Raw genomic sequence first — 14,094 nt, forward strand, 5'->3', positions numbered from 1 at the left:
ATTGCACGGACGTTTCCCGAAAGGACACCAGCATGACATTTACCGATAAGAACATTGCTCTCAGTAGCAAACCTCTCCATCACCTCGCCTTGCGCAAAACAGTCGCCATGCTCAGTGTTGCCGCTGCCGGCCTGCTGGTCGCCGGCACCGCTTTTGCAGCGGGCGCAAGCGGCAAGAGCAACGCCGAACTGGATGCGCAATATCAACGTGAAAAGGCGGTCTGCACCAGCGGCCAGTCGAATCAGGACAAGGCGACCTGTCTGCGTGAAGCCGGCGCTGCGTATCAGCAAGCAAGACAAGGCAGCCTGCAGACTAACCAGTCGCAGCAATACAGCCAGAACGCAATAGAACGCTGCAAGTCGTTGCCGACACAGGACCAGGCGGACTGCCAGCGTCGCATCGACAACCCGACTGAAGTTGATGGCAATGCACTCTCCGGCGGCATCTTGCGCAAGGAAGTGACCGTGGTGCCGGCCTCCCAATAAACTCAGCGCAGAACGTATCACTTCACCACGGCAAGCCAACGGACTAGCGACGCCGACAGAGGGAATCAACGCAAAGCACGAATGCGGAGATTCCCTCTTTTTATTGGCATATCATTTCTTCGTATCGCATGGATTGTCCGAGGCTTTCCATGAGCGCCATGCTTCATCGAATCGGCACTCGCCTTAGCCATATTCCGCACTATTCTTATTGTGCTGCGGTTTCCCATCGCTTCTTCGCCTTCAAAACCGCCGTCGGATACTCCGGCAAGCCGCGGCTGCCATTGTATTTGCCAAGCGCCATGAAGTAGTCGCCGCCCTCCTGATCGAGATACAGACGCAGAATGGCGCAGCCGTAGCGCAGATTGCTGCGCATGTGGAACAGCTTGTGGCGGTCGCCGTCGCCGACGGCGCGCGTCCAGAACGGCATGACCTGCATGTAGCCGGTAGCGCCTGCCGATGAGATCGCGTATTTGCGGAATGCGGATTCGACCTGGATCAGCCCAAGCACCAGCGCCGGATCGAGCCCTGCCCGTTTGGCTTCATACCAGGCGCTTTCGAGAAATTCGATTCTTTCCTGGCGATCGGGCAACTTGTCGGCAATGCGCGCAGACATGTCGCCGAGCCAGTTGAGATAAGCGATACGCTGTTCGATGTCATTGAATTGCGGCTTCGGCGGACGAGCGTCCGCCACCGCTTGCGCCAGGGCCAGTTTTACGGAATCGGCCAGGCGTTCTTCTTTTTGATTGCCGGCATGGGCGGACAGGTTGCCGCACCACGCCAGAATCAGCAGTAGGCACAATGTGCGCATGCTTTGATCATCGGGCCAGCTTGCCCTTGATGAATGCCAGCGCGTCGGCCAGCGGCACCGGCGTTGCCGCGGTGTCGCGACGGCCCTGATATTCGATCTGGCCGTCTTTCAGACCACGGTCGCCGATGACGATGCGATGCGGCACGCCGATCAGTTCCCAGTCTGCAAACATCGCGCCCGGACGCTCGCCGCGATCGTCCAGAATGACGTCAACGCCGGCAGCGACCAACGCATCGTACAGCTTATCGATCTCGGCCTTGACGGCCTCGCTGCGGTCGTAACCCATCGGGCACAGCACCACTTCGAACGGCGCCAGCGTGGCCGGCCAGATGATGCCCTTGTCATCGAAATTCTGTTCGATGGCGGCGCCCAGAATACGAGTGATGCCGATGCCGTAACAACCCATTTGCAGCGGCTGCGGCTTGCCGCCTTCGTCCAGATAAGTCGCCTTCATCGATTCCGAATAGGCGGTGCCGAGCTGGAACACGTGGCCGACTTCAATGCCGCGCTGGATCGCCAGCACGCCCTTGCCGTCCGGCGAGGCGTCGCCTTCGACGACGTTGCGGATATCCGCGACGACAGGCTCGGGCAGATCGCGGCCCCAGTTGGCGCCGGTATAGTGAAAATCGGCTTCGTTAGCGCCACAGACGAAATCGCTCATGTTGGCAACGGTGCGGTCGGCAACGACCCTGACCGGCTTCTTGGTGCCGATGGGACCGAGGTAGCCCGGTGGCGTGCCGAACCATTCAACGATTTCAGCTTCGTTGGCGAAACGATAATTGGCCAGGCCGGGGATTTTGCCGGCTTTGACTTCGTTGAGTTCATGATCGCCGCGCAGCAACAGCAGCCAGACTTCCTTGTCTTCCGGCTTGTCTTTTTCGACGGTCAGCACGATGGACTTGATGGTGCGTTCCAGCGGCAGCTTCAGCAGCTCGGCCACAGCTTCGCACTTGGACTTGCCCGGCGTCGCGGTCTTGGTCAGGGCTTCGGTGGCAGCACCGCGAGTAGCGTTGACGGCCACGGCTTCGGCCGCTTCCATGTTGGCGGCGTAGTCGGAAGTCGGGCAGTACACCAGCGCGTCTTCCCCCGTGGCGGCGATGACGTGGAATTCGTGCGAACCGGAACCGCCGATGGCGCCGTTGTCAGCGGCCACGGCACGGAACTGCAGGCCGAAGCGGGTGAAAACGCGCACATAGGCGTCATACATGATCTGATAGGACTTCTTCAGGCCGTCGACATCGCGGTCGAAGGAGTAAGCGTCCTTCATCGTGAATTCACGGCCGCGCATCAAGCCGAAACGCGGACGGCGCTCATCGCGGAATTTGGTCTGGATGTGATAGAAGTTGACCGGCAATTGCTTGTAGCTGCGCAACTCGGTGCGGGCGACGTCGGTGACGACTTCTTCCGAGGTCGGCTGGATGGCGAAATCGCGGCCATGGCGATCCTTCACGCGCATCAGCTCAGGCCCCATCTTGTCCCAGCGACCGGTTTCCTGCCACAGCTCCGCCGGCTGGACCACCGGCATCAGCAGCTCGACGGCGCCGGAACGGTTCATTTCTTCGCGCACGATTGCTTCCACCTTGCGAATCACACGCAAACCCATCGGCATGTAGGTATAGATGCCGGAGCCGAGCCGCTTGATCATACCGGCCCGCATCATCAGCTTATGGCTGACGATTTCGGCGTCGGAAGGAGCTTCTTTCAAGGTGGAAATAAAAAATCGGGAGGCGCGCATGACGATGAGTTCTTTTTAAAAGAGGAGGGTTATAATCAACGTAATTTTAAAGGATTAGCTGGCTGATGCGCCCACTCTTTGCACAATTGATCGCTGTTTCACGCACATCTCATGCAGATGTACGAGTACCTGATGCATCCAATGCCGCACCCGATGCAGGTGAGCGCTGCCAATGATTTAGCCGTTGGCGGCGTAGACCGGATTGGGCAAGAGAGGAAGCCCTGCCGCAGAAAGTTTTGAGGTACCAACATGCTGGATCGAGAAGGCTTCCGCCCGAACGTCGGCATCATCCTGCTTAACGCCCAGAATGAGGTATGGTGGGGCAAGCGGGTTAAGGAACATTCGTGGCAATTTCCGCAAGGCGGAATCAAACACGGCGAAACTCCGGAACAAGCGATGTTTCGCGAACTGGAAGAAGAAATCGGCCTGAAAGCGGAACACGTCAAGATCATCGGTCGCACCCGCGACTGGCTGCGCTATGAGGTTCCGGATCATTTCATCAAGCGTGAAATCCGCGGCCATTATCGCGGGCAAAAACAAATCTGGTTCCTGTTGCGCATGGTCGGTCGCGATTGCGACGTCAACCTGCGCCTGACGTCGCACCCGGAGTTCGACGCCTGGCGCTGGCATGACTATTGGGTGCCGCTGGACGTGGTCATCGAATTCAAGCGCGACGTATATCAGCAGGCGCTGAAAGAATTGTCGCGCTTTCTGGCACGTCCGCAGACAACGCATCGCCGCCCCGACGGTCAGGGCCAGACCAAGAATGAACAGCTGTCATCCGATCATCCAGGCAATGCCCAGCAGGCAAATCCTTGCGAGTCTGCCACTCCGCCCACCACTAAGTGAACTTCATGCCCCAACGCTTCTGGAATACCTTTGCTTCCCGCCGATTGGCCCGCGCTCTGACCGCAGGCCTGCTGCTGTGCTCGGCCAGCCTTAGCTTTGCTCAGCAACTCGGCACCTTCGACGAAGAGTTCGACGACGAAGAAAAGCCCTGGCAAGAAATTGCCGTGCATCTGCCACCGAACCCCGCTCCGGAAAATCTGGCCGAGTTCTATGTCGGCCCGACCACACTGTCGAAGTCATATGTCGACCTTAAGTCGCTGACCGTCGGCAGCGACAACGTCGTGCGCTACACCATGGTGACCAAGAGCGATGGCGGCGCGACCAACATCATCTATGCAGGCATTCGCTGCGAAACGTATGAGGTCAAGTGGTACGCCTTTGGCCACCCCGATGGCAAATGGTCGCGTTCGCGTCAGGACAAATGGACGAGAATTAAGGATGCTGGCGCCAATCGTCAGGACGCTGCGCTGTATAAGAGCTATTTCTGCCAGGTTGGTACGTTAGCCGGCGATCAGAAGGCTATCTATAGCCGGCTGCGCGAAAATCGCATGCTGGATCCGGCACGCGACTCGGGACGCTGAGTATAAAGAGAATGCAAAACGGGCACAGCTGAACACTGTGCCCGTTTTATTTTCGGCCGCCGATTTTACAGCGTCACAGCAGAACCAGATTGTCGCGATGAATCAGCTCAGGCTCTTCGACAAATCCCAGAATGGAAAGAATCTCCGACGACGGATGCCGCACAATGCGTCGCGCATCCGAGCTGGCGTAGTTGCTGATGCCGCGCGCAATCGCCTTGCCGGCGGCATCCACGCAAGTGATGACGTCGCCGCGGCCGAATTCGCCGCCTACCTCAGTGACGCCGATCGGCAGCAGGGACTTGCCTTCCGCCGTCAGCTTTTGCACGGCGCCATTGTCCAGCACCACGCGGCCTGCAGTCTGCAGATGATCCGCCATCCATTGCTTGCGTGCCGTAAGTTGCGCGGTCTGCGCGGTAAGCTGCGTGCCGATGGCCTCGCCTGCAGCCAGACGGCTCAGCACGCGGTCTTCACGTCCCCAGGCAATCACGGTATGCGCACCGGAAGTCGCCGCGCGCTTGGCCGCCAGAATCTTGGTCAGCATGCCGCCCCGGCCGATCCCGGTCCCGGCGCCGCCTGCCATGGCTTCCAGCGACAAATCGCCGGCTTTGGCTTCGTGGACAAATTGCGCATCTGGATCACGGCGCGGATCAGCGGTATAGAGACCGCGCTGATCGGTCAGGATAATCAGCGCATCAGCTTCGATCAGATTGGCGACGAGCGCACCGAGCGTGTCGTTGTCGCCGAACTTGATTTCGTCGGTAACGACCGTGTCGTTTTCATTGATGATAGGGATAACGCCGAATTGCAGCAGCGTGAACAGCGTCGAGCGCGCATTCAGATAACGCTCGCGATCGGCGAGGTCGGCATGCGTGAGCAACACCTGCGCGGTGCCGAGCTGATGCGCGCGGAAACTGCTTTCGTAGATTTGCGCCAGGCCCATCTGACCAACGGCGGCACAGGCCTGCAATTCATGCACACCGGTAGGACGGCGTTCGAAACCGAGGCGTTGCATGCCTTCGGCGATGGCGCCGGAGCTGACCAGCACCACTTCCTTACCCAGCGTGCGCAAGTGCGCAATTTGCTCTGCCCATTTGGCGATGGCGGCGGCATCCAGGCCTTTGCCATCGTTTGTCACGAGCGATGAACCAACTTTGATGATCAGCCGCTTGGCTTGTTGTATCACGGAATGCATGTTGTTATCGGAAAGTCGCGCCGGGACGGCGATTCACGATGCCCGCGCCGCGCATGCGACGACAGGCATCTGTCGAGAACAAGATAGTAAACGATTTACCGGTCTGCCAGATGATGACCGGTCACCGGAGGATCAGTCGATGACCTTGAAGCGTGGATCATCCGGATCGATGGAGGAAATGCCGCGGGCTTCTTCGGTCATCTGGGTTTCTTCGGCGCGATGTTCCTGATTGCGCTTGGTTTCCAGGTAGCCGTAGATTTCCGTGATCAGGTCTTCGCAGCCATCGCGGGTCAGCGCGGAGATTTCAAATACCGGACCCTTCCAGCCGAATCGCTTGACGAAATCCTTGACGCGCTTGGCGCGCTCGGCTTCCGGCACGACGTCGAGCTTGTTGAGTACCAGCCAGCGCGGCTTCTCGAACAGCGAGTCATCGTACTTTTGCAGTTCTTTGACGATGGCTTTGGCTTCCTTGACCGGATCGACGGTGTCTTCAAACGGCGCCAGATCAACAATGTGCAACAGCAAACCGGTACGCTGCAAGTGACGCAAGAACTGAACACCCAGGCCGGCGCCGTCAGCCGCACCTTCGATCAGACCCGGGATGTCGGCGATGACGAAGCTTTTTTCATGGCTTACACGCACCACGCCCAGATTCGGATGCAGGGTAGTAAATGGATAGTCGGCGATCTTCGGACGCGCGTTCGAGACGGCGGAAATGAAGGTCGACTTGCCGGCGTTCGGCATGCCCAGCAGACCGACGTCCGCCAGCACCTTCAGTTCCAGACGCAATTCGCGGCGCTGGCCTTCCTTGCCTTCGGTCTTTTGACGCGGGGCACGGTTGGTGGAGGTCTTGAAGTGAATGTTGCCCCAACCGCCCTCGCCGCCCTGCGCCAACAGTACGACCTGCTCGTGCTCGGTCAGATCGGCGATGTGTTCGCCGGTGACGTTGTCCACGATCAGGGTGCCGACCGGCATGCGCAGGAAAATATCGTCGGCGCCTTTGCCGTAGCAATCGGAGCCGCGGCCGTTTTCGCCGTTGCGCGCTTTGTGCAGCTTGGAATAACGATAGTCGATCAGGGTGTTGACGTTACGGTCGCCCACGGCCCAGATACTGCCGCCCTTGCCGCCGTCGCCACCGTCAGGGCCGCCGAATGGGCGGAATTTTTCACGGCAAAAACTGGCGACGCCGTTGCCGCCATCGCCTGCGATCAGTTCGATCTTTGCTTCGTCGATAAACTTCATGATTGTTACCGCTAACTTAAAAGTAAGAAGCTCTGCTTAAATAACCTGGCAAGCGGTAAGCATCAATGAAGACCGGTCGCCGGAGACAGTGTCCGAACGATGCAGGCCCTCAGTAAGGGGCCACGAGATCGGAACACGGGTAGCTTAGGCAGAGATTCCTGAAGCTACAAGTACAGCCGCGTCAGCCGTGCCGCTGGTCAGACAAGATGAACCGAACGGAGGCCCTGCGCGCTGCAGGATGAATACAAAACAGACAAGCTTAAAACTAAAAAAGGCTCCACCAGAGGCAGAGCCTTAAACAACTTTTGCTAAGGCTTGCGCCTTATGTACTCTATATAGTCACTGATATGCAGGACTCAAGTCAAAACCGGGCGAAACCCGGCTTTAAAACTTAAGCAGCAACAACAGTCACGTACTGACGCTTCGCAACGCCCTTGATCACGAACTGGACTTTACCTTCTGTCAATGCAAACAGAGTGTGGTCCTTGCCCATGCCGACGTTTTCACCAGGGTGAACCTTGGTGCCGCGTTGACGAATGATGATGCCGCCAGCGTTGATCGCTTGACCGCCATAGACCTTGACGCCGAGTCGTTTCGACTCTGAATCACGGCCGTTGCGCGTAGTGCCGCCGCCTTTTTTATGTGCCATTTAATAGCTCCTTGTATCTAGTTTGACCTACGCGATTAAGCGTTGATCGAGACGATTTGCAGTTCGGTGTAGTTCTGGCGATGGCCTTGACGCTTCTGATAATGCTTACGACGACGCATTTTGAAGATCTTGACCTTGTCGTGGCGACCCTGCGCTATGACAGTAACCAGCACCGTTGCACCCTCGACCAAAGGCGCACCGAATTTAACGGTATCGCCTGCGCCCACTGCGAGCACTTGATCCAAAGTGATTTGGGAGCCAATGTCTGCCGGTATCTGTTCTACTTTAAGTTTTTCACCAGCGGCAACTTTATATTGTTTGCCGCCGGTTTTTATGACCGCGTACATGTGAAACCTCATCGAATGAATGAAAAAATTTTCTTTTTCTTCCCCAGCGACGGCCCTGTGAAAAGCGGCTTTCGAATCGGGAAAACCTCCAATTATACATAGACTTAGCCGTCACGTCAAAAGGTCTTGACATTCCCGCGCAACACCTGAAGAAAATAGCAATACGGCAATTCCACCAGCCGAAAAGTACAATGCGATACATTCGCGACCCCACTTACCTACACCTTTGTCATCGTATAATCACGCCAATCTTGATTTTTCACAGGTTCAGCCTTGTCCGCCGCTCTCCAATCCGCTACGCCAAATTCCTTCATTGACCCGATAGCTGCCGACATGGGCGCGGTCAATACCGTTATTCGCCAGCAACTTTATTCCGAAGTCCCGCTGGTGAACCAGGTTGCCGAGTACATCATCAGCGCCGGCGGCAAGCGCATCCGGCCCGTGCTGGTGTTGCTGATCGCCAATGCCTACTCTTATCAGGGCACGGCGCACCACTCGCTGGCAGCGGTGATCGAATTCATCCATACCGCAACGCTGCTGCACGACGACGTGGTCGACGAGTCCTCGTTGCGCCGCGGCAAGCAAACCGCCAACGCCCTGTTCGGCAATGCCGCCTCGGTGCTGGTAGGCGATTTCCTGTATTCGCGCGCCTTCCAGATGATGGTCACGGTCGGCAACGCCCGCGTCATGCAAATCGTGGCCGACGCCACCAACGTGATTGCCGAAGGTGAAGTGCTGCAACTGCTGAACATGCACAACCCGGACGTCAACGAAGCCGACTACCTGCGCGTAATCCGCTCCAAGACCGCCAAGCTGTTCGAAGCCGCGGCGCAACTGGGCGCACTGATCGCCGGCGCCGACGAAGCCGGCATTGAAGCCGCCGGTGAATACGGCCGCTCACTGGGCACCGCATTCCAGTTGATCGACGACGTGCTGGATTATTCCGGCAACGCTGCCGAAATCGGCAAGAACGTCGGCGACGATTTGCGCGAGGGCAAACCGACCTTGCCGCTGATCTATCTGATGGAGCACGGCACGCCGGAGCAACGCGAGCTGGTGCGCAGCTGCATTGAGAACGGCGACGAGCAGCATTTCGATCAGATTCTTGCTGCAATTACCAACTCGGGCGCATTGGATTACACGCGTCAGGAAGCGCAAAAAGCAAGCCGCCGCGCAAGCGATGCGATTGCCTCGCTGCCTGATAGCAAGTACAAAGATTCTTTGCTAGAATTATCCGCTTTCGCGGTGGACCGTAATCATTAATACAATCAATGATGCGGGCAGTCGGGGTGTAGCTTAGCCCGGTAGAGCGCTACGTTCGGGACGTAGAGGCCGGAGGTTCGAATCCTCTCACCCCGACCAAAACGAAAATCACATCAACTACCTTACGGTGACCCTTTGGATACCGTGCCCATATGGGTGCAAATTCTTGCACTGGCACTTCTGATTCTTTGCTCGGCTTTCTTTTCCATGACCGAGACCGCCTTGATGGCTGCCAACCGGCATCGCCTCAGGCATTTAGCCAAGCACGGCAACAAGCGTGCGATCACCATTCTCTGGCTGCTTGAACGCACCGACAAACTGCTGTCGCTGATTCTGATCGCCAATACGCTGATCAATGCGCTGGCAACGGCGCTGGTCACGGCGCTGGCGATTGCCGCCTTCGGCAACCACGAGAAGGTCATCACCATCGCCACCGCCTGTGTGGCCGGCCTGCTGATCATCTTTGCGGAAATCGTGCCGAAAATCATCGGCGCCACCTTTCCGGAACGCATTTCGCTGTTCACCAGCTTTATTCTCAAGCCGCTGATGGCGCTGGCCAAGCCGCTGCTGTGGGTGGTCAACATCATTGTTTCCTCGATCCTGCGCATCATGCACATCAAGGCCAGCGGCCGCTCGCACGACCAGCGCCTGTCGCCGGAAGAGTTGCGCTCGATCGTGCTGGAAGGCGGCAATTTCATCCCGCAAAAACACAAGAGCATCCTGCTCAACCTGTTCGATCTGGAAAAAATCTCGGTCGAAGACGTGATGACGCCGCGCGCCCAGGTCGAGGCGCTGAACCTGTCGGTTTCCATCGATGAAATCCGCCATCAGCTCGCCACTTGCTATCACAACAAGCTGCCGGTATATGAAGGCGAAATCAATCAGATCGTCGGCATTCTGCATGTGCGCAAGGCCATCACGCTGTTCGGCCAGGACGAAGAGATTTCCAGTGAAGACATTCGTCCGCTGCTAAGCGCGCCCTACTTCATCCCGCAGGACACCGACGTCTTCACCCAACTGCAATACTTCCAGGAAAACCACGAGCGCCTGGGCATCATCGTCGACGAGTACGGCGAAGTGCAGGGCCTGGTGACGCTGGAAGACATCATCGAAGAGATGATTGGCGAATTCACCACCTCCGTCCCAGGTGCGGCGCGCGCCGACAGCTTCAACTGGAATCAGGACGGTGAGTGCCTGCTGGAAGGCGCCACCACCTTGCGCGACATCAACAAGCGCCTCGGCCTGAGCTTGCCGCTGGACGGCCCCAAGACGCTCAACGGCTTGCTGCTGGAATGGCTGCGCGACATCCCGGAAGCCAACGTCTCCGTCAAGATCGCCGGCTGTATCATCGAGATCATCCAGGTGCAAAACCAGGCGATCAAGGTGGTCAAACTGATCGTGCCAAAAGGCATGAAAACGGCGAAAGCCGAACAATAACGATATACAAGAACACCGCCCGTCTTCATGATCGAGCGCTTCCACTTCTTCCGCATCTCGCAGAGAAGCCCGTTGAACTTCACATATTCAAGGAAGCGCTCCGACATGGGCAGGCCAGCCTGACGCCGCACCATCGCCATGGCCCGGAGCGCGCCCACCCCGGCCATGTCTCAATACTCCACACCACCGGCACCATCCACCCGCCCCGCCAGCCAAGATGTTGACGACACGCCCGCCGTCCACTACCTGCAAAAGATCCTGCTCGACGCCATCAGTCTAGGCGCATCCGACCTGCATTTTGAACCGTTCGAGAAGTTCTACCGCGTCCGCTTTCGCATTGACGGTCAATTGCGCGATGTCCTCGAACCACCGCTGACGATGAAAGACAGGTTGTCCTCCCGCATCAAGATTCTCGCCAATCTCGACATCGCGGAGAAACGCGTACCCCAGGATGGACGCATGAAGCTGGCGCTGTCCAAGACGCGCGCCATCGATTTCCGTGTCTCGACCTTGCCGACTTTGTTCGGCGAGAAGATCGTCATGCGCATTCTCGATGCCGGTCAGGAGCTGATGAACATCGACATGCTCGGCTACGATCCCGCGCAGAAGGAATTACTGCTGCAAGCCATCCGCCGCCCGTACGGCATGGTGCTCATGACCGGCCCGACCGGCGCCGGCAAGACGGTGTCGCTGTATGCCTGCCTCAATCTCCTGAATCAGCCCGGCACCAATATCTCCACCGTCGAAGACCCGGTCGAAATCAACTTGCCAGGCATCAATCAGGTCAACGTCAACGAGCGCGCCGGCCTGACATTTCCGGTAGCCCTGCGCGCCTTCCTGCGCCAGGATCCGGACATTGTCATGGTCGGCGAGATCCGCGACCTGGAGACCGCCGACATCGCCGTCAAGGCTGCGCAGACAGGTCACCTGGTATTTTCCACGCTGCATACCAACGACGCGCCGGCCACGCTGACGCGACTGGTGAACATGGGTGTTCCGGCGTTTAACATCGCGTCCTCGGTGATCATGATCACGGCGCAGCGGCTTGTGCGTCGCCTGTGCAGCTGCAAACAAACGGCAAGCCTGCCGATCGACGCGCTGCGTGAAGCCGGTTTTGACGATGCCGATGCGCGAGGCGACTGGTCGCTGTATCGCGCCGCCGGCTGCCCGCGCTGCGGCAACAGCGGCTACAAGGGGCGCGTCGGCGTCTATCAGGTGATGCCGGTCAGTGAAGCCATCGAACGGCTCATCCTGGCGCATGCCTCAACGCTGGAAATCGAAATGCAGGCACGCAAGGAAGGCGTGCTGAGCCTGCGGCAAGCGGGATTGAAGAAAGTCCTCGAAGGCCTCACCAGCCTCGAAGAAATCCTCGCCTGCACCAATCTTTGACGCAGGGGCAAGACGATCATGGCGACCACTCCGCAACGCCCCTCATCCCGGCATCGGGAAACGCTATACACCTGGGAAGGCAAGGATCGCAATGGCAAAACGATGCGCGGAGAAATGCCCGCCGGCGGCACCGCCGTCGTCAGCGCCATGCTGCGCCGCCAGGGTATCAAGGCTGTCTCAATCAGGAAGAAGCGCATTCAGCGCCAGAGCCGCATCCGTGAAAAAGAGCTTGTGCTCTTCACGCGTCAGCTGGCAACCATGCTCAAGGCTGGCGTACCGCTGCTGCAAGCCTTCGGCATCGTTGCCCGCAGCCAGACCAATCCGGCGCTGGCGCGACTGGTCCAGACCCTGCGCGCCGATGTGGAAGGCGGCGCCAGCCTGAACCAGGCCTTCGACCGCCATCCGCGCTATTTCAACTCACTGTTCTGCAATCTGGTAGCGGCCGGTGAACAAGCCGGGCTGCTGGATGAAGTGCTGGACAGCCTTGCACGCTATCAGGAAAAAACGCTGGCGCTCAAGAGCAAGGTGCGGGCGGCGCTGACTTATCCCGCGGCCATCGTGACGGTGGCCGTACTGGTGACGTCCATCATCATGATCTGGGTGGTCCCAACCTTCAAGGACGTGTTCGGCAGCTTTGGCGCAGAACTGCCGCTGCCGACCCGCATCGTGATCGCGCTCTCCGATTTCATGGCGCGGTATTGGTGGATGCTGGCGGCGTTGCTGGGCGGTGGCATGGGCTGGGCGCTGCACTTGTGGCGGCACTCGTCCAACTGGCGCGCGCGCACGGAGCGCCTCCTGCTCAAGCTGCCGGTTTTCGGCAAGCTGGTGCGCGAGGCGACCATTGCGCGCTGGAGCCGCACGCTCGCCACGTTGTTCGGCGCCGGCATTCCCCTGATTGATGCCCTGCAGGCGGTGGGTGCGGCAGCCGGCAACGCCGCGTACACCGACGCGACCAGCGCCATCCGGCAACAAGTCGCGAGCGGCTCCAGCCTGACGGCGGCGATTGAGCAAACCGGGCTGTTTCCCGACATGGTCGGACAGATGGTCGCTATCGGCGAAGAATCCGGCGCGCTCGACCAGATGCTGCTGAAAGTGGCCGATTTCTACGACATGGAAGTGACGGAAGCTGTCGCATCGCTCTCCAACCTGATGGAACCCTTTATCATGGTGGTTCTGGGCGTCGTCATCGGCGGTCTGGTCATCGCCATGTACTTGCCTATTTTTAAACTGGGATCCGTTATCTGATGCTGGAAATGCTGATATCTGCTGAGATGCACCGAGGCGGCAGCCCACTGGCCGCGCTGATTGCCGCCGGCGTCGGCCTGCTGGTCGGCAGCTTTCTGAACGTCGTCATCCATCGCCTGCCGAAGATGATGCAGCGCGAAGCCGACAACTACCTTGCTCACGAAGCCGGCAAAAGCTCCCCGCATACCGATCGCTACAATCTGCTGACGCCACGCTCGGCATGCCCGCATTGCGCCGCGCCGGTTGCGATCGGGTACAACATTCCAGTGCTCAGCTACCTGCTGCTGCGTGGCCGCTGCTCCCAATGCGAAGCCGCGATTTCGCCACGCTATCCGCTGGTGGAAGTCCTCAGCGCGCTGATGTCGGCCTGGTTGGGCTGGCGCTTCGGCCTTGGCGCTGCAGGCCTGGCGGCGCTGGCATTTGCCTACTTTCTGATTGCGCTGAGCACCATTGATGCGCAAACCCAACTATTACCCGACAGCCTGACGCTACCGCTGCTATGGCTGGGACTGCTGATCAATCTGAATGGCATCTTCACGCCGTTGGCCGACGCCGTGCTTGGCGCTGCCGCCGGTTACCTTGTTCTATGGGCAATTTACTGGGTATTCAAGCTCATTACCGATAAGGAAGGCATGGGCTACGGCGACTTCAAGCTGATGGCTGCGCTGGGCGCCTGGCTGGGCTGGCAGGCGTTGCCGCTCACCTTGCTGCTGGCATCCTGCATGGGCGCCGCTGCCGGCGTCGCCATGGTGCTGCTGAAACGCAAAGCCGCCGACCAGACGCTGCCTTTCGGGCCATATCTGGCAATAGCGGGTATGCTGATGCTGCTGTATGGCAAATCGTTCATGTATTTCGGAACGCCTCAATGATCG

The 14,094-nt window shown here is 58.6% G+C and carries 13 protein-coding genes, 1 tRNA gene and 1 pseudogene; 9 read left to right on the forward strand and 6 right to left on the reverse strand.

From position 1 onward, the window contains the following. Positions 1-32 precede the first annotated feature (32 nt). On the forward strand, positions 33-485 hold the full coding sequence (locus AC1RN6_RS15750; protein WP_493006377.1) for a hypothetical protein: 453 nt from the start codon (positions 33-35) through the stop codon (positions 483-485). Between the two features lie 205 nt (positions 486-690). Here the strand turns inward: AC1RN6_RS15750 and AC1RN6_RS15755 are convergent, their stop codons facing one another. Both AC1RN6_RS15755 and AC1RN6_RS15760 read right to left on the reverse strand, forming a co-directional pair. Beyond that, positions 691-1,293: a lytic transglycosylase domain-containing protein gene (locus AC1RN6_RS15755; RefSeq protein ID WP_493006378.1), complete on the reverse strand. Its 603-nt coding sequence runs from the start codon at positions 1,291-1,293 to the stop codon at positions 691-693. 7 nt (positions 1,294-1,300) lie between these two features. Continuing rightward, positions 1,301-3,028 carry a proline--tRNA ligase gene (locus AC1RN6_RS15760; protein WP_493006379.1) on the reverse strand — a complete coding sequence of 576 codons (1,728 nt, stop codon included), beginning with the start codon at positions 3,026-3,028 and terminating at the stop codon, positions 1,301-1,303. Positions 3,029-3,277: 249 nt separating this feature from the next. Here AC1RN6_RS15760 and AC1RN6_RS15765 point away from each other — a divergent pair, with 249 nt between their 5' ends. Together AC1RN6_RS15765 and AC1RN6_RS15770 are read left to right on the forward strand one after the other, a co-directional pair. Beyond that, positions 3,278-3,877 carry an RNA pyrophosphohydrolase gene (locus tag AC1RN6_RS15765; protein WP_493006380.1) on the forward strand — a complete coding sequence of 200 codons (600 nt, stop codon included), beginning with the start codon at positions 3,278-3,280 and terminating at the stop codon, positions 3,875-3,877. Positions 3,878-3,882: 5 nt separating this feature from the next. Continuing rightward, positions 3,883-4,458, forward strand: coding sequence for a CNP1-like family protein (locus tag AC1RN6_RS15770; protein WP_493006382.1), 576 nt, complete (start codon positions 3,883-3,885; stop codon positions 4,456-4,458). A gap of 73 nt (positions 4,459-4,531) precedes the next feature. Here AC1RN6_RS15770 and proB read toward each other — a convergent pair whose 3' ends face one another. The 4 genes from proB to rplU all read right to left on the reverse strand — a co-directional run bounded on the left by proB (position 4,532) and on the right by rplU (position 7,888). Further along, positions 4,532-5,650 (reverse strand): glutamate 5-kinase, encoded by a 1,119-nt coding sequence (gene proB, locus AC1RN6_RS15775; protein ID WP_493006383.1) that lies wholly within the window; start codon positions 5,648-5,650, stop codon positions 4,532-4,534. Between the two features lie 132 nt (positions 5,651-5,782). After that, positions 5,783-6,892, reverse strand: a complete 1,110-nt coding sequence (gene cgtA / locus AC1RN6_RS15780) for an Obg family GTPase CgtA (RefSeq protein ID WP_007878062.1) — start codon at positions 6,890-6,892, stop codon at positions 5,783-5,785. Between the two features lie 391 nt (positions 6,893-7,283). Next, a complete protein-coding gene (gene rpmA / locus AC1RN6_RS15785) occupies positions 7,284-7,541 on the reverse strand; it encodes a 50S ribosomal protein L27 (protein ID WP_007878065.1) in 258 nt (85 codons plus the stop codon). A 35-nt stretch (positions 7,542-7,576) separates the two neighbouring features. After that, positions 7,577-7,888 carry a 50S ribosomal protein L21 gene (gene rplU / locus AC1RN6_RS15790; RefSeq protein ID WP_007878066.1) on the reverse strand — a complete coding sequence of 104 codons (312 nt, stop codon included), beginning with the start codon at positions 7,886-7,888 and terminating at the stop codon, positions 7,577-7,579. 273 nt (positions 7,889-8,161) lie between these two features. Here rplU and ispB point away from each other — a divergent pair, with 273 nt between their 5' ends. The 6 genes and pseudogenes from ispB to AC1RN6_RS15820 all read left to right on the forward strand — a co-directional run bounded on the left by ispB (position 8,162) and on the right by AC1RN6_RS15820 (position 14,091). Further along, on the forward strand, positions 8,162-9,151 hold the full coding sequence (gene ispB / locus AC1RN6_RS15795) for an octaprenyl diphosphate synthase (protein ID WP_493006384.1): 990 nt from the start codon (positions 8,162-8,164) through the stop codon (positions 9,149-9,151). A gap of 22 nt (positions 9,152-9,173) precedes the next feature. Continuing rightward, a tRNA-Pro gene (locus AC1RN6_RS15800) sits at positions 9,174-9,250 on the forward strand. 36 nt (positions 9,251-9,286) lie between these two features. Then, on the forward strand, positions 9,287-10,588 hold the full coding sequence (locus AC1RN6_RS15805) for an HlyC/CorC family transporter (RefSeq protein WP_493006385.1): 1,302 nt from the start codon (positions 9,287-9,289) through the stop codon (positions 10,586-10,588). A 126-nt stretch (positions 10,589-10,714) separates the two neighbouring features. After that, positions 10,715-11,977, forward strand: a pseudogene (gene pilB, locus AC1RN6_RS15810) (type IV-A pilus assembly ATPase PilB); the annotation flags it as partial. 18 nt (positions 11,978-11,995) lie between these two features. Further along, the gene (locus AC1RN6_RS15815) at positions 11,996-13,222 is read left to right on the forward strand and encodes a type II secretion system F family protein (RefSeq protein WP_493006386.1); all 1,227 of its coding nucleotides are present in this window, start codon (positions 11,996-11,998) and stop codon (positions 13,220-13,222) included. Continuing rightward, entirely contained in the window at positions 13,222-14,091 is an 870-nt protein-coding gene (locus AC1RN6_RS15820) for a prepilin peptidase (RefSeq protein WP_493006387.1), read from the forward strand. The genes AC1RN6_RS15815 and AC1RN6_RS15820 overlap by 1 nt, the downstream gene beginning before the upstream one ends. Positions 14,092-14,094 lie beyond the last annotated feature (3 nt).

The sequence above is a fragment of the Herbaspirillum sp. GW822-FHT03A08 genome (assembly GCF_058801885.1).

Coding starts and splice junctions, on each gene's coding strand:
- AC1RN6_RS15750 (WP_493006377.1), top strand. CDS start 33: ATGACATTTACCGATAAGAACATTGCTCTCAGTAGCAAACCTCTCCAT.
- AC1RN6_RS15755 (WP_493006378.1), bottom strand. CDS start 1,293: ATGCGCACATTGTGCCTACTGCTGATTCTGGCGTGGTGCGGCAACCTG.
- AC1RN6_RS15760 (WP_493006379.1), bottom strand. CDS start 3,028: ATGCGCGCCTCCCGATTTTTTATTTCCACCTTGAAAGAAGCTCCTTCC.
- AC1RN6_RS15765 (WP_493006380.1), top strand. CDS start 3,278: ATGCTGGATCGAGAAGGCTTCCGCCCGAACGTCGGCATCATCCTGCTT.
- AC1RN6_RS15770 (WP_493006382.1), top strand. CDS start 3,883: ATGCCCCAACGCTTCTGGAATACCTTTGCTTCCCGCCGATTGGCCCGC.
- proB (WP_493006383.1), bottom strand. CDS start 5,650: ATGCATTCCGTGATACAACAAGCCAAGCGGCTGATCATCAAAGTTGGT.
- cgtA (WP_007878062.1), bottom strand. CDS start 6,892: ATGAAGTTTATCGACGAAGCAAAGATCGAACTGATCGCAGGCGATGGC.
- rpmA (WP_007878065.1), bottom strand. CDS start 7,541: ATGGCACATAAAAAAGGCGGCGGCACTACGCGCAACGGCCGTGATTCA.
- rplU (WP_007878066.1), bottom strand. CDS start 7,888: ATGTACGCGGTCATAAAAACCGGCGGCAAACAATATAAAGTTGCCGCT.
- AC1RN6_RS15815 (WP_493006386.1), top strand. CDS start 11,996: ATGGCGACCACTCCGCAACGCCCCTCATCCCGGCATCGGGAAACGCTA.
- AC1RN6_RS15820 (WP_493006387.1), top strand. CDS start 13,222: ATGCTGGAAATGCTGATATCTGCTGAGATGCACCGAGGCGGCAGCCCA.